Raw genomic sequence first — 22,735 nt, forward strand, 5'->3', positions numbered from 1 at the left:
AATCGCTGTGTTCATGGTACTACGCCTGGAAGTCAGGCCTCTACCCGTTGGCGGATTACTTTACTGGTTATCGGGATTATTACTGGACACAAAAAAACTGCTCCTTAGAGCAGTTTAAGTGATAGCCTTTCAATCTACCGTCCCAATATTCTCCAGGTGCAATGAACTTTCGGAGCTAACGCCCGCTTCCGTACTCAGAGTAGTAAGTGCTTGTTTAAGATCCTCTTTATTCACATACACGTATGGACTCTTCCAAAGAGATTCCACATGTAAGGAATTGATATGATCTGGTTTGAGTTTAGGGAAGTTCAACAACCATTGCTGGAGATCCGCTTGTGGAATATCTGTCTTCACATTTTCACCGATGATGTCCAATACCTTCCCCCATTGGGACACGCCTTGGAAATTCCCTAGCTTATCCAGAATCTGCTTAATTACTTGCTGCTGTCGATCATTGCGCTGAAAATCGGAGGATTCAGCCGTTCCTTGATTCGATTTGCGGTAACGCACAAAATCAAGCACATGTTTGCCATCCAGCTTCTGCAAGCCCTTCTTTAAGTTGATGTTCGTTCCATCTGCCGAATCGATATACTTCATATCCATATCGACATCAATGGTTAGCCCGCCAAGCAAGTCAACCGTCTCCTTCAGCACATCAAAATTCACTACGACCATGTGATCAATTGGCAGACCTAGTAAATTGCTGAAAAACTCTTTTGTATTAGGGATAGCTTCAGTTTTATCTTTTATGTAATGGTAAGCATAATAATAATTAGCTTTGCGAGAGGGCAACGATTTAGGTTTTAGCAACAAATCCCTCGGTATAGATAAGAAACTCGTCGACTTCGTGTCAGGATTGAAGCTGACAAGCATTAGCACATCGGTATTCATTACCCCACCACCACCGTCCCGACTATCTACCCCGGCAAGCAGAAAAATCATAGGTTCAACCGATACCGTCTCCTTTTTTTCCTCTGGGGCAGCGGTTGGCTGGACGTTGACTGGAGCAGCCATGCGCTCTATCGCGTTATCCGTCTTTTTGTATAAATACCCTGCATATACTCCAATTCCGATAATCGTTGCGCCTAAGACAAGTCCAATGCTCGTCAGAATTTTACGAGTTGTTGTCCACTTGCGTTTGTTAGTCATAATTCCCTCCACTCAGTTCCAGTAGCTTTTTCAATCCGTGCTTTCATCCTTATGGACTTTCACACTTAGCACTATGCCAATCGCAATCATATTAGTAAGTAACGAGCTACCTCCATAACTAATAAACGGCAAGGATATCCCCGTCAGGGGCAGCAATCCAAGATGCATTCCAAGGTTAACAGAAACTTGAAAGATAATCATGGCGATAAACCCGGTGACAACATATGCCCCTGCACGGTCCCTGCTTTCGAGTGCGATAAAGATCATTCGATAGACGAGCAATAAATATAGCATCAGCAAAATGGATGAACCTATAAAACCGTATTTTGCACCGATGACTACATAGATCGAATCGGAATACGCGTATGGAATATATCCTTTTCGCAAAAAAATACCTTCACTACCCGATAATCCACCGGAGCCAATGGCTATCATTGCGTTTTTGACATGCCAAGATTTATCGGGATCACTCTGCGGGTCCAAAAAAGCCTGAATTCGTGACAATTGATGGGGCTCGACAATCTTGGATAACAAATCGAAGTTGGCATAATAGAGCCATAGTATCGTGCCAATCGAAATGATCACCACACCGAGGATCAAGATCATATATAGAGCACGGATGTTTCCTATCCAAAGCATACTAAGCAATATGCCCGCAAAAACGAGCGCTGTACCCAAATCGGGTTGATCCATGATCAAAATAAAAGGAATAAAAAAAACGAAACAAACCGGCACTAAATCTTGAAAAAAGCGAAGCTGCTGTCCTTCTCGTTTACCCAATAGATGAGCAATGAGCAGCACCGTACATATTTTTGCCAGTTCGGAGGGCTGGAGCTGAAAGCTTCCAATACTTAACCAACGCACGGCACCATTGAGGTTTTCTCCAACCAGCTTGACTAGCACAAGTAGACCAATACCCACACTATAAAAGAGATACGCTAACCAGCCTAATAGAATCTTATAATCTACCAATGCGATGAATAACATGGGTATGCAAAATAAAGCAAATAAATACAACGAACTGATGTAAAGACCATCTAACCGTGTATCCGTAGTCGCGCCATAAATAGCAACAGTACCAATACCAACTAGGCATGTTACGAGAAAAAGTACGGATCTGTCCAGCTTTGCAATTTTGGTGGTGAGAAACATGATACAACCTCTATTTAATTTCTGTATTTTTCTTGTTGTAAAATGAGCATCATAAATAATCCGCCTGAGCACTAATACATCTTGTTTCAAGATGAAGCTGAAGTGCAGCGGATTATAAAGTGGAATGATTATCTCAGATCAAATTTGTCCTGATACGCCTTCTTCGATAACAGCTTTAATTTATCTTCACTCAGCGTATAAATATCCAGTCCGTTCCCCGCCTCGCCCAATGACCAGCCCAGCGCGAGTTCGTTATGGCCATCATCATCGACATCATAGAATCCGGCATAATCCAGACCATACCCAAACCCCTCAACCTCCGAAATCTTTTGCCACGCTTCATTTTCCTGCCTAAGCAGCATTGCTTTTATAGAAGAACCTTTGTTTTTGCTGTACTCATATACAACTACAGCTTCGTCGATACCGTCTCCATCCATATCCCCAAAGGAGATAGCATTATCCTCTTGTCCATCCAACGGAGTTATCAATTGAGCTTTGTCGGGAAGCCATTTGATAAATTCCTGGCTCGTTTTGTCTCGCTGCAGGCTTGCTTCTGATGATGGAGGCTTAATGAGCTCTCCTGGTGTCGCCGGCACTCCGCATCCTCCGAGCAAAAGTATCGTTGTTAACATAGCACCTATTGTTATGAATTTGCTCGGCATTTGGATCATCGACTCCTCGCTTGTCCGCATATATAGTATTTTATCTGTGAAAGAGATGAAAGTGGTTATGAAATAGTTAAATTTGAGCTCTATTTATATCGGCAAGTCGAATTGGACAATCGTTCCTTTGCCCAAAACGCTGCTTATTCGCAGCTCTCCATTATGTAATGCGATAATTTGTTCCGAGATGGACAGTCCCAAACCGCTGCCTGACGCCTGATGATCCCCTTTGTAGAATTTTCGCCGCACATTCTCTAAATCCGCTTCTGCGATGCCTGACCCAGTATCCTCAACTGTAATTACAACTTTCCCTGGAACTGTATGGGCAGTTATAAGAATTCGACCTGAGGAACTAGTAAATTTGAGCGAATTATCAATGAGATTAATCATGACTTGCTTCACACGATTCTCGTCAGCTTGAATGACAGGCAGATTCTCTTCTATTTTCACTTGAAGCAAGATGTCTTGTCGGGTTGCTCTAGGGGTGAGTTGTCTGCCAATATGCTGCAACAGCTCTGTTAGATCCACAGTCGTGAGGTGAATTGCGATTCTTCCGTTATCCAATTTGGAGAAATCCAATAATTCATCCACCATATGAGTTAACCTGTCACTTTCAGATTCAATGATATCTAGCCCATCATGAAACAGAGCCTGGTTACTCTTCCCACCCGCCTTCAAGGTGATTACCCAGCCTTTGATAGAGGTCAATGGCGTACGCAGTTCATGGGATACGGATGCGATAAAATCATTCTTAAGCTGTTCACTTTTCGAGATTCGACTGGCCATCATATTCAATGTATCTGCCAAGGAACCAAGCTCGTCTTGATAACGCTTTTGTACTCTTATGCTGAAATCTCCTTCGGACATTTGGTCTGCTGCCTGTTTCAGATCTTTAATGGATCTGGTTATGGTCCAAGATAGTAATAATCCAAGCAAGGTGACAATACCAATCACGAGCAAACCTATCCCGATCAGCAAAACCGCAATTTGATTAACTGTATGTATCGTTTCCGTTAAGGAGGTAACAAACCTTACTTCCCCAACGATGTTACCTTTGGCTTGTAAAGGATAGGATACCGTAAAAATAACTTCTTCGGTTACAGGGTCCTCACCCTTCCAACTGCCGGGCTGCCCTTTTATGGCTGCTTGCACATCCATATTATCTGTCATCGTAAAATCGCCTTGGATTCCATTAGAATCCTGCAGCAGCCGACCTTCAGCATTAATAATCTGTACCTGTGCATCGGAATGGCTTGCAAAGCCCTTTAACAACCTATCCGATTGTTCCTCTAAATCCTCGTCGCTAAAATATTGCTGATAAAAAGAAGCCGACAGTTCTGCTTGATTCATCAGGGTTTGCTCTATATTATGAAAATAATAATAACGTACAGATAAATTAAGAATAATCTCAAGAATGAGCACAGTAAGACAGATCACTACAAAATAGCTTCCTACTAATCTTTTCTGAATACCCATTCTTCAACCATCCTTTCTAAAGCGGTATCCGAGCCCCCATACAGTCTCAATCCAATGCGGGTTAGAGGCATCCTCTTCAATCTTCTCTCTTAGCTTACGCACGTGAACATCTACTGTCTTCGGATCACCAATAAAATCCTCACCCCAGACCAGGTTCATTAATTCATTCCTAGATAGTGCTGTATCCGGATGCTCTAAAAAGGTCTTTATCAACTGGAATTCCTTCGGGGTTAATTCAATAATGTCATCGTGCTTAAACATCTTGTTCGAGTTCAAATCCAGGCGAATCGGTCCAGCTTGAAGGATAGTTTTTTGCGGTTTTAAAGCTGTTTCTGTACGACGCAATATCGCTTTGATCCGTGCCACCAGTTCTAATGGATTAAAAGGTTTCACAATGTAATCGTCGGCACCAATTTCAAGGCCATTGATTTTATCCAGATCTTGTCCTCGTGCTGTTAAAAAAATGATAATGACCCCAGGATCCTGCTCTCTTAGCTTCCGGCAGATCTCAAACCCATTTAAATCCGGCAACATGATGTCCAGAACAATAACATCTGGCCGGTTCGTCTCAAAGCTCTGCAATGCTGCTTCTCCACAAGCAGCCTCACTAACCACAAACCCATTATTCGTTAAATTGATAGCTATAAACCGTCTAATATTATCGTCATCTTCCACAATAAGTACTTGATTGCGTTCTACAGTGTTCATGCTCTTCACCCCTATAACCCAGTATTCAAACATGCAAAAAAAACAAAAAAACTCTCCCAGTAAAGAGAGAGTCTTGTCTCAGATCCCTGTAATTAAATCACAAGTGGATATTACTCTATATCGCTATGCTTGTCAAAAATCTAATCCAAATACACAGCCTTACCCGTTTGTGCAGATTCATAAATCGCTTCTAATATTTGCGAAACAACATAAGCCTGTTCAGGTGTTACAACCGGGTCTTTATCCTGTTCAATAGCCTCGATCCACTTTCTTAATTCGATGTCAGGTGCACTTTCTGCTTTTCCTTCATAGTAAGCAACGCCGCCTGCCCCAAGCTCAATTTTATTGGTGTACAGCTTGCTGAATTTCTCTCCATTAATTCTAAGTCCGTCCTTCATATCTGCGCCTGCTTCAGTTCCGCTCAAGCTGCATTTCGCTTCATGCACATCCAGAGAATTGAGTGCCCAGCTCGCTTCCAGCATAATTGTGGCGCCATTCTCCATTACGACCATCCCAAAGGCTGAGTCCTCCACGGTGAACTTTTTAGGGTCCCAAGGTCCCCAGGCGTTGGCGGCTTCTTCTTTTTGTGAGAGTTCATGATATTTGGTGCCCAGCACAACTTTTGGTTTATAGTTATCCATCATCCACAGCGTTAGATCCAGCGCATGGGTTCCGATATCGATCAGAGGTCCTCCACCTTGCTTCTCTTCATCGAGGAATACTCCCCATGTCGGTACCGCTCTCCGTCTGATGGCATGTGCTTTTGCAAAATAGATATGACCAAGCTCCCCGGACTCACATGCTTTTTTCAAATATAAGCTGTCTTCTCTGTAGCGGTTGTCATATCCAATGGTTAGTTTCTTGCCTGTACGTTTCGCTGCTTCCACCATTCGTTTGGCATCTGCTGCCGTCTTGGCCATTGGTTTTTCGCACATAACATGTTTTCCTGCTTCAAGGGCTGCAATTGAGATCTCAGCATGAGCGTCATTCGGCGTTAGCACATGAATAATATCAATCGAATGATCTTTTAATAGTTCTGTGTAATCCGTATATACAGCAGCTTCGCTAGTACCGTATTTCTCCGCTGCTTCTTCAGCACGTTCTTTAATAATGTCACAAAAAGCTACGATCTCCACTTTACTTTGCTTGCTCAAACTTGGAAGATGCTTGCCATTCGCAATTCCACCACATCCAATAATTCCTACGCGAAACACTTTACTCATATCTTTCACCCTCACTTCTAATTAGTTTGTTTTGTATTTCGATAAGTTGCTGGAGTCATGCCTAACCGCTTGCGGAAGACAATATGCAAATATGTAGCATTCGTAAACCCTTCCGTTTGAGCGATTTGTTCGATCGGACAATTGCTTTCTTCAAGCTTACGGCAGACCGCTTTCAACCTTATATCCTCAAGCGCCCTACTGAAAGATTGATCGGCGTTAACTTGTTTAAACACTCGCTGCAGCTGCCTTGAACTAATATTCAGCTTTTCAGCAACATTCTCCAAGGTAACAGCTCCTGAATAATTAGCTTCCATATATTGAATGGCGTATTGGTACCGATAAGTTGACATATCTCTAACAGGTGCTTCTGTTCGAATTCCACCTGCATCATACGCTCTTACTGCCTTTAATAAAATGCTGATTACGAGATGTTTAATGGAAGTGTAATATCCCGTTAGTTTACCTTCACAAGCTTCATAGGCTTCAAGAAAACATTTCATAGCGCTGTGATAATCTTGCGCTGGAACTAGTGGTAGCTGCTTTAGCTTCTGAACACAGGTCTCAGCCTCCGCAACCTCCCAAGGATCAACCTCCTCTCTGATCTTCTCTTTGATGTCCACATGTAGACACAGTTCTTCCATAGAATCATCTGGATCCGCCTCTTGGCGGTGCATGACACCCGGTCCGGTTAAATAAAACATTCCCTCAGACAAGGGGTATTTTAAATCGCCAAGAGTCACTTCTCCCTTTCCTCTTGGAATAAAATGAAATTCGAATTCAGAATGATTATGGAAATCTATGACTCTTCCCGGCGGAAAAGAGGTCAAATGAAATCTAAGAACTGTTATCTCGTAATGTCCCCATTGGATTGAAATATCCAATCTTTCGAGCATATCATGCTTCTCAAACATCATCTCATAGGGAAAGTTACTCAATGTTAAATCCTCCTAACAGGTGGAGACCGGTTAAGCGTCTAGATCTGCTAACCGAATCATACGAGCTTCTTTAGCAGAACGATTCGCCGCCTCCATTAATCTCGTAAGCTCCACAGCAATTTGAACATTCTCGGTGGCGAAAGTATCCTTTTGGATATGATTAACCCACTGATGGAATGCGCTTTCACGATTATCATGTAGCGCTACTTCTTTCCATCCTTCCTCTTTGTCAGCGGATTTGTTACTTCTAAGAAGAAGCTTATCCTCTGGTGTTCCGTAAAGAAGAGTCCCCTCGGTTCCATGTACCTCGATGGTAAACGGCGAATGACTATTCACGAAACCAGCCTCGACCACACCAATTGCTCCTGAATCTGTAAATAATGTTACCACTGCATTATCTTCTACTTCCTTGCCCGTTACATAACCAAAATTAGCACTTACACCGGTCACATCTTGACCTAAGAAAAGCTTCGTCAAATACATAGGATGACAGCCTAGATCAATCAAAGCTCCGCCACCACATTGTTCCAAGCTATAGAAATGATCGGGAAGCCAGTTTTCTGTAGCCCCATTATGAGATAAGCGAACTCTAACGTAAGTAATCTCTCCGAGCAGTTCTTGACTTAGAACTTCTTGAATCGTTAATGCGTATCCATCATTTAGACGTGGCAAGGATACGGTCAGCTTCACCTCGTTCTCTTCCACTGCGCTTATGATCTCTTCAACTTCTTTATGTGTGGGGGCAATTACTTTTTCCGTAAAAATATGTTTGCCCGCTTTAGCCGCAGCAACAATTACATCTCTGTGCACATTGGTCGGCGCATCCACTATGACGGCATCTATATCCTCTTGCGCAAGCAGGTCATCCAGTGATTCGAAAAAAGGAACATTTAAGCTTTCGGCAGCTTTTTTCCCACGCTCTGCATCTTCATCCCAAACTGCAGCCAATACAGTATCCTCATGTTCTTGAGCTTGCTTCGTATAGTCCCAAGCATGTACATGCCAATAGCTAATCTTACCAATTCTAATCGTCATTTGCTTGTGCCTCCCGTATATATGTTATTCTGACATCTACTAATAAAATATCACAGAACAAAACCCTTTATTAGTAGGAAAATGCGACATTATATATATAATATTACGACGCTATCGTTTCATATGATGTACAATTTCCATTTAATCACTTCTTACATTACACAACCAAACCATATGATCGGAATCGGGTCCCCAATAATCTTTTACTACCTTATAAGGCTCCCCAAATTTACGCTTCCACTTGATTTGTGCACGTTTATAGCCACTGTCCAAACAAAATTGCTCGATCCCTTGTTCGTTTAGAAATATCATCATTTTCTTAATTAATGCCGAACCAATCCCTTGCCCCTGATAGCTTGGCAACACGTATAAACTCCCCAATTCCCCCAAATGATCCAACTGATGTTCTGCACAGATTTGAATAGTCTCACCACAGGGACCATAGGAAATCGTACCCACAACCTTCCCATTGATTTTAGCGGTAAAGAAATAAATATCCGAGTTTGCCTTTTCCAGTGAAGATAGCGCCTTTTGCTTTTTATGATCGGTTTCACTTTGTATATCCTCTAGTAAGTGACCTAATCCTTCTTTGTTAAAGGCATCCGATATTGATTCTTCAAATACCCGGCATGTAGATACATAATCGCCCTCAGTGAGTGTACTAATAGTTAAATGTTTTGTCTCATTCATTATGTTGATCTCCTCTGCAATAATGTACTATAAACAATCAAGTTATGAGGTTTATATTCATAAGACAACTTTTACTGGAGGTCATCATGAATATAATTTCCTTTCTTCTCTATTGCATTGTAGTTACATGTTCACCCGGTCCTGCCAATATTGTTATTCTTTCTTCCGTGCAACATTCAGGGGCTAAGAAAACCATGCGGTATGTATACGGGGCTACGATGGCTTTTGGTCTATTGCTTATCCTTTCTACCTTGATGAATCGTGTTCTGGTGGAGGTCATCCCAAATATCCTGATCATTATGCAAGTCGTCGGAAGTATATATATGCTCTATCTTGCTTATAAAATCTTTAAAATGGGTGCAATGGAAGACAAGCCTAATCCAAATGCCAATTTTCGGTCGGGTTTACTTATGCAACTTGTGAATCCTAAAGTGCTCTTATTTACTTTAACAGTCATTCCCAGCTATGTAATGCCATTCTATACTTCTTCTCTCACCTTATTTATGTTTGTTATAATTATAACTGTGATCGGATTTTTTGCTTTTACGACATGGGTTGTATTTGGGGCAATCTTCAGAGCATTTCTGCAAAATCACCAAAAAGTTCTAAATACTCTGATGGCACTATTTTTAGTATACTCTGCCATTATGATATCGGGAATCCTATAAGTCGTGGAGGTTAAGAGCGTGGAGAAATTCAACTATAAAAAGTCAGCAGATATCCTAACATTGTCAGCTAGCATGAGTGATTTCACTTATAAAAAACATTGCCATGAGGAATACGCAATCGGTGTCACCTTACGTGGCATTCAGCAATATAACCTTGATGGTAGCTTGCAATCCTCTCATAAAAATGGCGTAATGCTATTTAATCGAGAGCAAACGCATGATGGCAATTCATATGATAAAGCAGGTATTGATTATGTCATGCTATATATCAAACCAACCTTGATACAAGAGATACTTGGAAAAAAAGAACTTCGCTTCGCCTCTCCCATTCTATACGATGACAAATTGGCACAGTGCATATTAGCGCTAAGTCATGCCATCCAGAATGGCAAAGAGGAGTCCTTGTGCAGTGAGCTGTTGTTAAACCTGGTTCATGTAGTATCTAATACTGAACTAGTTACAGAGCACAGGATAAATAATAAATTTGTCAAAAAAGCAAAGGAAATGATGTACTGCAGTTTAGAACATGTACTAAAACTAGATGATCTCTGTAAAGAGTTTGGACTTTCCAAATATCAATTTATCCGAGAGTTTAAGACACATACAGGAATATCACCTTATCAATTCTTCTTGAATTGCAAGGTAGAGCATGCCAAGCAGTCCATTGAGAAAACTAAGGATATCTATGCCGCTGTAGTAGATTGTGGATTTGTGGATTTAACTCATTTGAACCGGCATTTTAAAAGCGTGTTTGGCATAACCGCACATGAATACAGGTTACAACTGCATTGAGCAGAAGTAACCTGTATTCATCATGATTTATAAAATTTGACCATCCACCATTGTCCAGCACACTTTAAATTCATCATCCAAGAGGACCAGATCAGCATCAAAGCCGGATGTTATTGTCCCCTTTTGTTGAAGTCCAAGAATATTGGCCGGCGTAGTTGAAGCCATCTTTACGGCGTCTACCAATGGAATTCCAGTTTCGACAGTATAACGTAAGGCTTCATTCATAGTCACTGTGCTTGAAGCTAGCGTTCCATCCTTCAGTCTCGCTACCCCCTCGGATACCGTAACATGATGGCCTCCAAACATATAATCCCCATCACCTAATCCCATAGCTTGCAGTGCATCTGTAATCAAGACCATTCCTTCTGGTCCTTTCAAGGTATGCATTAATCGAATAATTGCAGGATGCAGATGGACGTTGTCCACAATCGCTTGAAGACTTACATGCTTCTCTTCAAAAGCAGCCACAATTACCCCTGGATCTCGATGATGGATAGGACGCATGCCATTAAAACAATGCGTAACATGACTTGCCCCCGACGCAAAGGCTTGTTTAGCTTCTTCATATGTGGCATCTGAATGAGCGATGGCTATAACTACACCCTTTTCTTTCAAAAAGGAAATGAGCTCCATCCCTCCCGGCAACTCCGGAGCGATTGTAACCATCTTAATGAGTGAACCCGCTTCTTCAAAAATCAGGTTCATTTCCTCTAAGTTGGGATGGCGTAGATACTTTTCGTTCTGCATTCCTTTTCGCTTCGGGTTCAAGTAAGGTCCTTCTAAATGAATACCTGCGATCTTTGCGCCCACTTCATGTCCGATCACACGCTTGACACTACGAATCATTTCTAAAAGATCTTCTAGCGTAGAACTCACAGAGGTAGCCAAAAATGAGGTACAGCCAGATGAAGCACAAGCACTTGAGACCTCTTGAATACTCTTTTCCGTACCGTCCATCATATCGAAGCCATTGGCGCCATGAATATGAACATCTATCATCCCGGGTACTAATAAATGGCCACCACCGTCAATCCGTTCATGTTGTCCCTCTGGAATCGAAAGATCCTCTGTATCTATCTTTATAATTTTCCCTTCAGAAATCCACACATTAGCCGCTGGGACAATACGATTCTGAAGCGCCACTTGTACATTTTGCAGAATATAAGACATAAATATCCTCCTCGATTTTGTTATCAGTCTTGCTCTCGAGCCTCTTCAGTTTCTTCTGGACATTCAATCACTGTGATGTTCTTCTGATCTAGAATTTCTCTGATCTCACTGGGGAGTTCCCGATCGGTAATTAGAATGTCAACGAACTCAAAGTCTAGACGGAAAAATGATTTGCCAATAAATTTGGTGTGATCAGCCACTAAGATGACTTGATCTGATCTTCGGGCCATTTCTCTCTTCACCCGCACATCTTCTTCATATGGATAATAGAGTCCATCAGCACGGATCGCGGATGCTCCAATAAAGGCTTTATCAGCACGGATTTCACTAAGTTTATCGATAATAGAAGGGCCATATAACAAGCGGTTTTTCACATTCAAGTAACCACCAAGAACATAAATTTGCAGATCCTCCCGCTGTGACAAGATCCCAACGTTATCAATCGAGTGCGTGACAACCGTAATATCCTTCGCGCTGATCTGTTCTGCTACAAACTGCACGGTGGTTGATACATCTAAAATCACAGTCTCATGATCTTGGATAAGCTGCGCCGCAGCCTTCCCTATCCTCTGCTTACTCTCAGATTCATCGATCAATCGATCCTGATAAGATAACAATTCTTTTTGTAACTCAGGTAACGATACCCCTCCATGCGTTCGGATCACAACACCTTCTTGTACTAATCTAACAATATCCCTACGTGCGGTATCTCTGGATACATCAAATTGCGTACAGATCTCTTGAACACTCATCGATTGGTGTTGTTTCAAATATTCGAGTATTTTTAACAATCTCTCCTCTTGAAACATCATGTATGCACCTCCTAAAGTCATCATAAGTTATTAAGTAAGTATTTGCAAGTATTAAATAAGTAATTATAAGTATATGTAAGTATTTTGCGCAACTTATCTTCATTGATATTCGAAAAAAAGACGTTAGCCAGATGAATGTACATCCGTTAACGTCCTTCAATTCACTTCATAGTGCGATTCCAACTCTTTTGGATCTTTCGAATAAAAACGATTTGCCCTACGTGATACGCGTTATGTGTTGTCACATTGCCTATTACTTCCCACCACTGACTGCCTTGGAATTCTTGAACATCGGCATCCAATTGTTCCTTTGTAATCAGTTCCTGCCAACATAAAAGAACTTCTAAGAGTTGTTGTTGAAGCTCTTGGAACGTTACTCCTTCTGCAACGACAAAGGTATTATTGTTATCCACTGAAGGAACCGCATGGACACTCTTTTCTTTATACCTTGTTTGCCAAGTTTCATTCCAGTAGAGCAGATGCTGCACTATCTCAGCAATACTATTGCTTTCTTCCGTTACTTTCCAAAATGCTTCTTCTTCTCTTAAGTCTTTTACGGCTACCTCAAAGGGCACATACCAACTTGGATCATTCGCATTAGCTAGCAACTGGTTAGCCAGAACATCATATGCATGAAACATTCTTACTTCACCTCATTATTTAGATCATTATCAGCAAATCAAGTGCCGCAGAAGGTTCGATATGGACGTGCTGATTCCTCAGGTAGTGCCGAGTATTCATCCTGTTCAGGGGAATACGCGTAAGGATTGGAAAGAGCTTTAAGCAATCGCTCCATCACACTGTAATCTTCCTGTTGTACTGCCGCTTGGAGCGCTTCTTCTACCCTGTGGTTCCGCGGAATGATCGCAGGATTACTATTGCGCATTAGCTGCAGCGAAACCTCTTTCGATTGCTGCTGTCTGCTAAGTCTAGCCTGCCATAACTCTTGCCACTTCGTAAATTCCGCTGCACCAAACAGAGCGGTTTCTTCCAGCTTCTCTAAAGTTAGGGCACAGAAGGTATTGGTATAGTCTGCCCGATATTTCTGCATCAAATCTAGCAGATCCTCAATTAGCGCTACATCCTCTACCTCTTCGTTGAAGATTCCGAGCTTCGCCCTCATACCTGAGAGCCAGTGATGGTAAGACCGCTCTTTAAAATCTGCAATTTCCTCTTCAGCGAGCTGAATCGCCTGTTCTTGATCATCAGCCAGCAATGGCAGGAGAGTCTCCGCGAATCTCGCGAGATTCCAAGAGGCAATACCCGGTTGATTGCCATAGGCATAACGACCCTGCTGGTCAATGGAACTGAATACCGTTTCTGGGTGATACACATCCATGAAGGCGCAAGGACCATAATCAATCGTTTCTCCGCTAAGCGCCATGTTGTCGGTGTTCATTACTCCGTGAATAAATCCTACCAGCTGCCACTTGGCAATTAATTCAGCCTGACGTCCAATCACTTCTCGAAGCAGGAAAAGATAACGATTCTCTTGAGAAACAGCTTCCGGATAATGTCTTTGTAATGTGTAATCTGCCAGAGTACGGACATCCTCAACAGTACCCCACGCTGCAACATATTGAAAGGTGCCCACCCGTAGATGACTTGCAGCAACTCGGGTCAGAATAGCACCAGGCTGCTCTGTTTCTCGAATGATCGTTTCTCCAGTAGTTACCACTGCCAAGCTGCGAGTGGTAGGAATACCCAAACCATGCATGGCTTCGCTGATGATATATTCACGAAGCATCGGTCCAAGTCCGGCTCGGCCATCGCCACCACGAGAATATGGTGTTCTTCCCGCGCCCTTAAGCTGAATGTCTACGCGTTCACCTTGGGGTATGATCTGCTCACCAATCAGCGCAGCTCGGCCGTCACCTAACATGGTAAAATGTCCGAATTGATGTCCAGCATACGCTTGAGCAAGCGTTACAGTACCTTCAGGGACTTCATTGCCTGCAAGATTCTGAACACCCTCCTTACTATGTAGTGCTGTGCTATTCAGCCCTAAGGCAGTAGCCAATGTTTCATTTAAAATAACTAACTCCGGCTTACGCACAGGAGTTGGTTTGATCCTTGTAAACATGGATTCCGGCAGATGAGCATAACTGTTCTCAAAGTTCCATCCTATATCTATCTTCTCCGTCATAATATCTCCTTTTTATACCATCAGTCTATGCCTTTATGATCTCAGAATAAGTTATGTTAAAATTTAATGCAAATCTTCGCAATAACAAATACCCTTACAGAATAGATAAAAAGACCGCCCAGTCTCCTGCCATTCATGTAGGGAACCAGACGGTCTAAAATTATGATGTTCTAACCTGTTATTACCTTAAAGGAAGCTAATTCGCTCCGCCTTTGGAGAGCATGATATTTAAGATGGTCTTGTCAGTATCCGCCAGACCTTCCTGAACCAGCCGCTCCATGTTGCGGATAGTGTCTTCCACCTCTTCGAAAATAACTCCATCCTTGGTTGTAGGAGCAATATTGTTCATCGCCAGTGTGGCTGCCTGAATCGCCGTATTGGTGGAGGTGGATATCTTCAACGCACAGGTTGAATTTGCACCGTCGCAAATCATGCCTGATAAAGAGGCTATCGTATTCTGTATCCCATGCTTGATCTGCTCAAGAGTGCCGTCCATGAGATAAATGATCCCGCTATTCGCTCCAACTCCACCTGCAATTCCTGAACCACATAAAGGCGACAACCGCCCAATATAATGCTTGATATGCACAGTGACCAGATTACTTAGTGCAAGCGCCCGAGCTAGCGTCTCTTCATCCTTGCCAAGTAATTCCGCCAAAGATATAACAGGAAGCGTACAGGCGATGCCTTGATTACCGCTGCCCGCTGTTGTCATCACAGGCATTGCGCTGCCATCCATGCGAGCATCTGAAGCCGCAGCAGTAGCCGCTATTATTTTGTTCGCTACATCATTGCCGAACAAATTCACAGCAGATTGCTGATTCATCTTCTTCCCTACTTGCAACCCATAATCGCCTCGGAGTCCCTCTTCGGAAATCGCTTTGTTCATCCGAGCGCCTTCCAAGAGGAAGCTAAGGTCTGAAAATGGAGCCGTAGTTATAAACTCGAATATCCGATCTACAGAGCCTTCATAGGTTTCAGTATCAGAAAGTCCAGGCTTACCACAATCTGCTTTAGACTTCTTAGGTGTCACTTTTTTCCCGTCCAGAGCCAGATATTCTATATTAGTGTGTTCTTTAGCAAGGATGGCAGTCGCTGTATGATTCTCTGTCTTCACCTGTGCTTCAATATATAATTTCTCAGGAGTGTCCATTATCTCCACTTTTAGCAGCTTTCGATCAAGCAGGTCATTTGCCAGCTTTAGCTCATCCTGAGTCAGGCCTGATAGGATTTCCAGCTCCTTGTGCGAACGTCCGACCACCGCACCAAGGGCTGCGGCGATAGGCAGACCTGTCTGGCCCGTCCCAGGGATGCCCACTCCCATTGCATTTTTAATAATATTACCACTGAGATGCAGCTGAATCCCCGTTATTTCTTCCTCGAGAAGCTCTGCCGCCAAGGAGACGGCATACGCAACTGCGATCGGCTCTGTGCAGCCTTCTGCCGGTACGACTTCCTTGTGCAAAATTTCCAATAAGTTGCCCATGTATGCTTTTCCCCCTTCTCTCTCCCACTTGGAGTCATTTCTATATAGTAACGCAGAGTGAAGTTTCAGGGAATCCTTTTTCCTTTTTCTTCTCTAGAAGCTTCTGCTAGATCAACATCTTACATGCTTGCGTTTAAAACCAAGCCGAGCTTTGTCGACTGCTTTTTGAATATTTGCGTACGCGTGAATCAATTTACTCTTTGCCTTATTCTTATCAACTTCAATTGGCCCTACAGTTCTTGCGGTTTCACTGGCCTTATCATGAAGTGGCGAATAAGATACGGCCACTGTGTACATGAAATTATTCATTGCGTATTGGGTACGTTCTGGAGAATCATGAATCGTATTTTCCACCATCTCAAGCATACCAGCAAGCTTGCTTTCGGAAAACTCAACATCCGGCCGACTGCCAAGCAGCCAGCAGTAACAGCTCCAGCCCGCTGACATTCTCAGCTCTTCACCACTCGCGATCCATTTATCGGCAACTTGTTGTGCAATATCTGCTTCTGCCAAGGTTACTGCCACTACAAAGTCGGACAGCATATAAAAATAAGCCGCATCCATCCATCGGTCATAATCCGCTTCCGTCATTGCATTGGGATCAGCAATGATGCCGGCAAAATACATGGCATCATAGTTCCCAGTCGCATAAAGTTCCTCAGCCAATGGCTGATTTATTTTGGTTTTCTTGAAGATTGGCTTCATTGCTCCGGTAGCCACGCCAAATAGCGGTTCCTTTGCTCCATTAGACATATATATTTTCTTGGTTCGTTCCTTACCAAGCGCTTTCAGCTCCTGCATGACCATCTCTAAATCCACTATTTAACACTTCCTTTTTCAAAGTTCTTTCCCAAGCTATCTTAGGTTTGTACTAGTTAAAGAAAGTGTACTGTATGGGTTTCCTTGTCGCAAGTTAAGTTTCCTAAGAAATCCTTATGGGTGCGCAAATAACCACCTATATTATTAGGTGGTTATTACCTCAACCTTTTACAGAACCGATTGTAATCCCAGCAACGATCTTTCTGGACACAAGAAGATAAAGTATAAACGTGGGCAGAAACACCAAAAGTGATGCAGCAAAAATACCCGAGTAATTACCAGTATTCGTATATCCTACTACGATGGATTGAAGTGCTAATGCTATTGGATGTCGATCCGGATTATTAGCAAAGATCAGAGCATAAAAATATTCATTCCAGATCCCCATCACATTAAAAATCGTTAACGTCAAAATACCAGCCTGTGCCATAGGTAAGATGATTTTGATAAAAGCTTTAATCGGCCCACATCCATCGATCGCTGCTGATTCCTCCAATTCTTTCGGAATGGATGCAAAGAACCCTGTAAGCAAAAATACAGCAAAAGGGACATTCGTAAAAATGTATACAAAGATTAACGTAAATGTTGAGCCTGTTAAATTCAATGAATAAAATAACGAAAACAACGGGATCGAGATCAGTAGCCCCGGAACTGATAATGCCGAGATAAACATTAAATCAACTAACCTTTTTCCCCTAAACTGAATTCGTCCCAATATATAAGCAGCCGGAGCTGCAACAACAATAATACCTACGCAAGAGGTTACCGTATAAACTAGACTGTTCAAAAAGTACAAGCCGATCTTCGTTTCTTCGAATAATCGGGTATAGTTAGAGAAATGAATTCCGCTCGCCAGTAGTTTGTTCGTAAATATCTCTCTTGTCGTGCTGAGTGAAGCAAGGAATGCGTATCCAAAAATAATAATTGTAAAGATAAGCCAGACTACTAATGGAACATATCGAATGATTCGAGTGATTGAGTGAAGACGCATATTGTCTCCTCCTTCCTAGTATTCTAAACGATCCTTCCTAAACAACAGACCAATCAAGAAGGAAAAGCCAATAATTGCAACAGTAATCAATACACCAATCGCAGCTCCTGCTCCAACATTGAAAGCTTGCGTATCAGAAATTCTCTCCCCACCAAATACCTTCAAGTACATATAATAGCCAGGAGTCATCGTATGTGGATCATTTCTCCCGAAAATGGAAGACCATACAAAGAAGTTAATGGCTGTAACCGTCCATAACACCAGCGTGGTCTTAAACACATCACGGAGTAACGGAAGAGTAATATGGAAGAACTGATATACTGTGTTTGCTCCTTCCAATAATGCTGCTTCGTAGTAATCATTAGGAATCCGATCCATGGCCGCACCAAGAATTAATAAGAAATAACCAATTGATCCAAAACAAAAAGCGATCAGCATGGATAAAAATAAATGCTGGTCATCCGTCCATTGAATATTAGCTAATTGTTCAAGTCCAAGAAGGCGAAATACATGTGTCAACAATCCAAAGGTCGGATTATACACATACTGAAGCCATATTACTGACATGACAACAACAGATACAGTATTAGGCAGGTAAATCAAGGCTCTCCAGAAGCCTTTGAAACGAACGCCGGAGGAAATAAGCACTGAGAAGAAAAAAGCCATAACGAAAACAATGAGTCCACCAATAATCCAAATCTTAAGCACATTTAATGAAGAATTTAAAAAATAGGAATTATGAAATAACCCCCAGTAATTGTCTAAACCAATAAATTTCCATTCACTGATACTACTGTTTATATTAGATATCTCGTAAAAGCTCATAAACACTGCCCGCAAGGTTGGATAAAAAAAGATCGACATATAAACCAGGATAGCAGGCAGAAGGAATAGCATCATAATCGGTTTACTAATTCTCATCTTTGTATCCCCCGCATCATAATGTGCAACTTATTCTTCCTTATACTTTAAAAAATCTATATGCAGCCGCCGCTATTGACCGCCACATATAGATTTACATAAAATCTAGATTGAACAAAAAGACTCGAGAAAAGGGAACGACGTGACGGAGGGTAATTTTGGAATTGTTATGTTTTATTTACCAGCGTAGAATTTCTTAGCTTCCGCACTTAGCTTCGGCCCGAATTCTTCTGGCTTCAGTTTGCCAGTGATGAGTTCCATGAAGGTAGGCACAATGGTAGCAAGCGTAAAGTCGCCTCCATCACCAATACCTCCACCCCAAGGCATATTTTCTTTTGCATTTAGAAAAGCAGCTTCTGCTTCAGCAAGCATCGCAGGCCATTCAGAATCAATAGTTGCTGGGATCGCAAGTGCATCCTTCGCCATTTTTTCTTGTATCTGCTTACTAACGATATGTTTGATAAGCTCAAAAGCAGCCTCTGCATTCTTGCTCGATTTATTAATGAACATCCCTTGAGATCCAAAGATCAACCCTTGTTTTCCACCTTTACCGTTTCCATTTGGAACATCTGGGAATTGAAACGTGCCCCATTTGAAATCTGGTCCTGAGGTGGCAAGCACTTCATTCGGAAGCCATGTTCCATTTAGATAAGCAGCAGAACCACCAAGCACGAGATCTTGCTGAGCCGCAGGATATTTACTTCCGGCAATTTTATTAGAGAAAAAACCTTTAGCGTTTAAATTAGCCATATCTTTAGCGAATTGAAGAATGATTGGATCATTCCACATCTCACCGGTCTTATCCTGCACAAGCTGGCTTACCCAATCTGCCCCCATCGCATTTGCCAGATAGGATCCAATAAATAAGTCCCGATATGCGTCATCAAAGGTAAGCGGTGCTGAACCTGCTGCTTTGATTTTTTCAGCATCTGCAAGGAATTCTTCCCAAGTGGCAGGTGCTTTTGTTATCCCAGCTTTCTCATACACTTCCTTGTTATAGAAAAAGAGTACTGCATACGGTTGCTGCGGAATCGAATAAATACCTTCTTCTAAACCGTACTTTGTGGATAGCGATTGTATCCAGCTTAACAAGCTTGGAATCATTGAATCCTTTACTGACTTGCCTTCCATTCCGATGGATGGCTCCGCAAGCAAATCATCAAGCTTCATAACGTAATCTTTCATCCCTTGAATACCAGCTGGGCTACCTGGATCGGCTTCCCAGATATCAATTTGCTCTCCTCCATCCAAAGCAGGCTTGATCAATTTTAAGATATCACGACCGGTAAATTTCAGATCCACTTCAACTTCTGGATTAGCCGCCTTGAATTCAGCAACTGCAGACTCAATAACCTTCGCTTGTGGTTCAGTGCTGCTCCACATCGACCAGAATACTACCTTACCTTCTAGTCCAGAAGCTTTAACTTCGGTGGTAGCCTCAGTTGTAGCTGTAGGGGTGTTCTCCTTAGTTGCTTCAGGCGGGGCAGCATTGTTCGTGGTATTGCTTGATCCACAACCAGCCAATAACGTTAGAACCATCGACATAGCAAGCAACAAACCTGTGAGCTTCTTTTGTCTTTTTTTCACGTGTGTAGCATCCCCCTCAAATATGAAAGTGCTTTCACAAGTAAGTATATAACGAAGCAACTCAGGTCTAACATCGACGATATTGAACAAAGCATGCACAATTTTATCTAAATTTTAATCACCTTCAGCATCCTAAAAAAAAGAGAGCTTCGATTAAAATCATCGAAACTCTCTCTTGGTTAAGCTCCCACTATTCTAAAATCAATGTTATTAGGCGGTGGATATAGGGTGATAGCTTCCTTCATTAATTCTTCAGATAATACAGTATTTCGGCTCTCCGCTAGCTTTTTAGCTTGAAATTTATACCACAGCTCCACAATCGTAACTTCGCCTTCACGAATCACAGCAAATTCTTTCTGGAATAAGTATAATAGGAATTCATTATGACCCAACTCCTGAGCAGCAGCTCCAATAATAATTTGGAGACGATCACTTTGCCTGAACTCTTCAGGAAGTGATTCGTACACACTCCAAGCCTTAGCAAATTGTTTATTTCTAATCAACATGCTAATATACTCATCTGCAAATGCTCTGTCAGGAAAGCCATTGTATAAAGAATACGCCAGTTCATAATAGACCAGAGCCTGATCTGCCTCTCCTCTCTGTTCAGAGGTAATCGCCAGATTACGATAAACCCAAGCAGACGGCTTCAATTCAAGCGATTGATACCATGCAGTTATTGCTTGATCTTCCTTTCCATACTCATAGAGCATAATGCCGTAATGCAAGTAGGAATTCCATATTTGATTATCTGCATGCTCTAGACTGGTACGAAGCAATTCCATCCATTCTTCTTGGACCATCCAAGAGGCCGGAATATCTTGCACATCTCCCACTGGCAAACCTCCCTCTTGTAACAGGGCTAACCATGGAAGTTGCGGTGCTGCAATACTGGATTCCAAGAATAGAAATCCATCCGGAATCGACCTTTCATTATGAGCTTTTCTACGAATGTCCTCAAGTGCTCCCCAGCCTGAGCCTGAGTGCAATAGTTCTGATGGTGTTAAATTAGCATAAGCTTGCAACTTCTCATGAAGAATATACACCTCATCTTCTTGCAATTGTTCATTGACTTGCGTTTCAATAAAATCCCGAGCCTCAGACCAATCGCTTTGATTTGCCTTATGTGCATCCACCTGAGTAATACCGAATATTTGAGTGAAATCCCATATTGAATTTGCAGGCATGTCTAGTCCATGCATCTGTGTTGGAGCAAGCCCTGCTTGTATCTCAACATAATTACCTTCGCCTGGCTTCGCTAAGAAATCACACCATCTTCTACCACCTGCATGGTTGCCCCAGCAAAATAATTTACGATATCTTAAGAGGCTAGTCGAACGTTCGTAGAATAAACTACCATCCTCATAGGCAATTGCTTCCCACGGGGATTTATAATCTGCTTCTGTCTGAAAAAAATACTCGTTAGAGAAAGGAATTCTCATTGGATATGACGAGTCTTCATTTGGAACTGAAGGAAGCACTGGCAAATCTCCCAATCCAAACCCCTTCACTTGGTGATCAATATAGATAACCTTACTAGTGGATGAGAATACTCTTGATTGCAAGGTTTCCGGTGCTGCAATATTTGTCCAATAATACATAGGAATCGACGCTTTGCTATCATTAATGATTCTTACATAGACAGAGAGCTCCTTAGCCCCTTGAGGAAGATGAAAATCAATATGCCAAAAAATGTTTTTACAACGCTCATATTCATAAATTCTTAGAAATTCATTGCCCTTATCATCCATCAATTTGGCAGCATGCACGGGAGAGGCGGTCGTAAAGGTGTGACCTACCTGTCCCACATTCCATTCAATCCCTCCAGAGAACCAAGCGTTTAGAATCGCTAAATTAGCCGGTTGAAAGACAGGATTTGTATACAATATATCTTTGTTCGTACGTTTATCTTTAAGCGAATAGAGTCTACCTCCATACTCAGGTAAAAAGACTGCTTTTAAGATGTCATTTTCCAATACAATCGACTTCATAACCATCGGTTTTCTTTCACGTGTATAGCGATCCTGCATGCGATAAGGTAAATATCTCCCACCTGTATGTTCACCCAGCTGCTGTCTCAATTCTGGCGTAAGTGTACCATTATCTCCTACTTTTGTATGATGGTCTCTGTTTCTGAACATTGGAAGAGGATTCTCTCCTTCTAATAATGCACCTTCAAGAGTTAATGTTGAAATGACTACACTCATTCACGTCACATCCAATCCCATATAGTTAATCCAATTTTACACTGCTAAATGCTAAAGCTACCATTAACAGAATTGAACAAAACCTGTACGATTTAGGACACTCAAT

The 22,735-nt window shown here is 42.1% G+C and carries 21 protein-coding genes; 2 read left to right on the forward strand and 19 right to left on the reverse strand.

The features are described 5' to 3' along the window. Positions 1-129: 129 nt before the first annotated feature. From NST34_RS20985 to NST34_RS21025, 9 genes are all read right to left on the reverse strand, one after another. The gene (locus NST34_RS20985) at positions 130-1,149 is read right to left on the reverse strand and encodes an LCP family protein (protein WP_341128701.1); all 1,020 of its coding nucleotides are present in this window, start codon (positions 1,147-1,149) and stop codon (positions 130-132) included. A 30-nt stretch (positions 1,150-1,179) separates the two neighbouring features. After that, positions 1,180-2,301 (reverse strand): FtsW/RodA/SpoVE family cell cycle protein, encoded by a 1,122-nt coding sequence (locus tag NST34_RS20990; RefSeq protein ID WP_339265861.1) that lies wholly within the window; start codon positions 2,299-2,301, stop codon positions 1,180-1,182. Positions 2,302-2,429: 128 nt separating this feature from the next. Continuing rightward, a complete protein-coding gene (locus tag NST34_RS20995) occupies positions 2,430-2,963 on the reverse strand; it encodes a hypothetical protein (RefSeq protein WP_149646979.1) in 534 nt (177 codons plus the stop codon). Positions 2,964-3,056: 93 nt separating this feature from the next. After that, the gene (locus tag NST34_RS21000) at positions 3,057-4,439 is read right to left on the reverse strand and encodes a sensor histidine kinase (RefSeq protein WP_076299328.1); all 1,383 of its coding nucleotides are present in this window, start codon (positions 4,437-4,439) and stop codon (positions 3,057-3,059) included. 3 nt (positions 4,440-4,442) lie between these two features. Next, entirely contained in the window at positions 4,443-5,147 is a 705-nt protein-coding gene (locus tag NST34_RS21005) for a response regulator transcription factor (RefSeq protein WP_341128702.1), read from the reverse strand. A gap of 140 nt (positions 5,148-5,287) precedes the next feature. Beyond that, positions 5,288-6,370, reverse strand: coding sequence for a Gfo/Idh/MocA family protein (locus NST34_RS21010; protein ID WP_149646976.1), 1,083 nt, complete (start codon positions 6,368-6,370; stop codon positions 5,288-5,290). Between the two features lie 17 nt (positions 6,371-6,387). After that, positions 6,388-7,305 (reverse strand): helix-turn-helix domain-containing protein, encoded by a 918-nt coding sequence (locus NST34_RS21015; RefSeq protein ID WP_231573306.1) that lies wholly within the window; start codon positions 7,303-7,305, stop codon positions 6,388-6,390. 30 nt (positions 7,306-7,335) lie between these two features. Further along, a complete protein-coding gene (locus tag NST34_RS21020; RefSeq protein ID WP_341128703.1) occupies positions 7,336-8,340 on the reverse strand; it encodes a Gfo/Idh/MocA family protein in 1,005 nt (334 codons plus the stop codon). A gap of 141 nt (positions 8,341-8,481) precedes the next feature. Next, the gene (locus tag NST34_RS21025; RefSeq protein ID WP_081393240.1) at positions 8,482-9,030 is read right to left on the reverse strand and encodes a GNAT family N-acetyltransferase; all 549 of its coding nucleotides are present in this window, start codon (positions 9,028-9,030) and stop codon (positions 8,482-8,484) included. Positions 9,031-9,116: 86 nt separating this feature from the next. On the opposite strand from NST34_RS21025, the gene NST34_RS21030 reads away from it, so the two are divergent. Together NST34_RS21030 and NST34_RS21035 are read left to right on the forward strand one after the other, a co-directional pair. Beyond that, positions 9,117-9,698, forward strand: coding sequence for a LysE family translocator (locus NST34_RS21030; RefSeq protein ID WP_076299331.1), 582 nt, complete (start codon positions 9,117-9,119; stop codon positions 9,696-9,698). An 18-nt stretch (positions 9,699-9,716) separates the two neighbouring features. Next, positions 9,717-10,490 (forward strand): AraC family transcriptional regulator, encoded by a 774-nt coding sequence (locus NST34_RS21035; RefSeq protein ID WP_076299332.1) that lies wholly within the window; start codon positions 9,717-9,719, stop codon positions 10,488-10,490. A gap of 27 nt (positions 10,491-10,517) precedes the next feature. Here the strand turns inward: NST34_RS21035 and nagA are convergent, their stop codons facing one another. From nagA to NST34_RS21085, 10 genes are all read right to left on the reverse strand, one after another. Beyond that, on the reverse strand, positions 10,518-11,660 hold the full coding sequence (nagA, locus tag NST34_RS21040) for an N-acetylglucosamine-6-phosphate deacetylase (RefSeq protein ID WP_076286541.1): 1,143 nt from the start codon (positions 11,658-11,660) through the stop codon (positions 10,518-10,520). 23 nt (positions 11,661-11,683) lie between these two features. Beyond that, complete coding sequence (locus NST34_RS21045) at positions 11,684-12,469, reverse strand: DeoR/GlpR family DNA-binding transcription regulator (RefSeq protein WP_081382852.1); 786 nt, start codon at positions 12,467-12,469, stop codon at positions 11,684-11,686. A gap of 164 nt (positions 12,470-12,633) precedes the next feature. Next, entirely contained in the window at positions 12,634-13,113 is a 480-nt protein-coding gene (locus tag NST34_RS21050; RefSeq protein WP_076286542.1) for a DinB family protein, read from the reverse strand. 38 nt (positions 13,114-13,151) lie between these two features. After that, positions 13,152-14,618, reverse strand: coding sequence for a protein adenylyltransferase SelO (locus tag NST34_RS21055; protein ID WP_341124666.1), 1,467 nt, complete (start codon positions 14,616-14,618; stop codon positions 13,152-13,154). Positions 14,619-14,814: 196 nt separating this feature from the next. Further along, positions 14,815-16,104, reverse strand: coding sequence for an L-cysteine desulfidase family protein (locus tag NST34_RS21060; RefSeq protein WP_341128704.1), 1,290 nt, complete (start codon positions 16,102-16,104; stop codon positions 14,815-14,817). A gap of 111 nt (positions 16,105-16,215) precedes the next feature. Next, positions 16,216-16,923 (reverse strand): DNA alkylation repair protein, encoded by a 708-nt coding sequence (locus NST34_RS21065; protein ID WP_076286545.1) that lies wholly within the window; start codon positions 16,921-16,923, stop codon positions 16,216-16,218. Between the two features lie 160 nt (positions 16,924-17,083). Continuing rightward, on the reverse strand, positions 17,084-17,914 hold the full coding sequence (locus tag NST34_RS21070; RefSeq protein WP_076299337.1) for a carbohydrate ABC transporter permease: 831 nt from the start codon (positions 17,912-17,914) through the stop codon (positions 17,084-17,086). A 15-nt stretch (positions 17,915-17,929) separates the two neighbouring features. After that, positions 17,930-18,835, reverse strand: a complete 906-nt coding sequence (locus tag NST34_RS21075) for a carbohydrate ABC transporter permease (protein ID WP_042189741.1) — start codon at positions 18,833-18,835, stop codon at positions 17,930-17,932. A gap of 174 nt (positions 18,836-19,009) precedes the next feature. After that, positions 19,010-20,422, reverse strand: a complete 1,413-nt coding sequence (locus NST34_RS21080) for an ABC transporter substrate-binding protein (RefSeq protein ID WP_076299338.1) — start codon at positions 20,420-20,422, stop codon at positions 19,010-19,012. A 179-nt stretch (positions 20,423-20,601) separates the two neighbouring features. Then, positions 20,602-22,629: a DUF5107 domain-containing protein gene (locus tag NST34_RS21085; protein ID WP_341060173.1), complete on the reverse strand. Its 2,028-nt coding sequence runs from the start codon at positions 22,627-22,629 to the stop codon at positions 20,602-20,604. Positions 22,630-22,735: the final 106 nt, after the last annotated feature.

The sequence above is a fragment of the Paenibacillus sp. FSL H7-0714 genome, from assembly GCF_038003765.1.
Taxonomy (GTDB): Bacteria; Bacillota; Bacilli; order Paenibacillales; family Paenibacillaceae; genus Paenibacillus_AQ.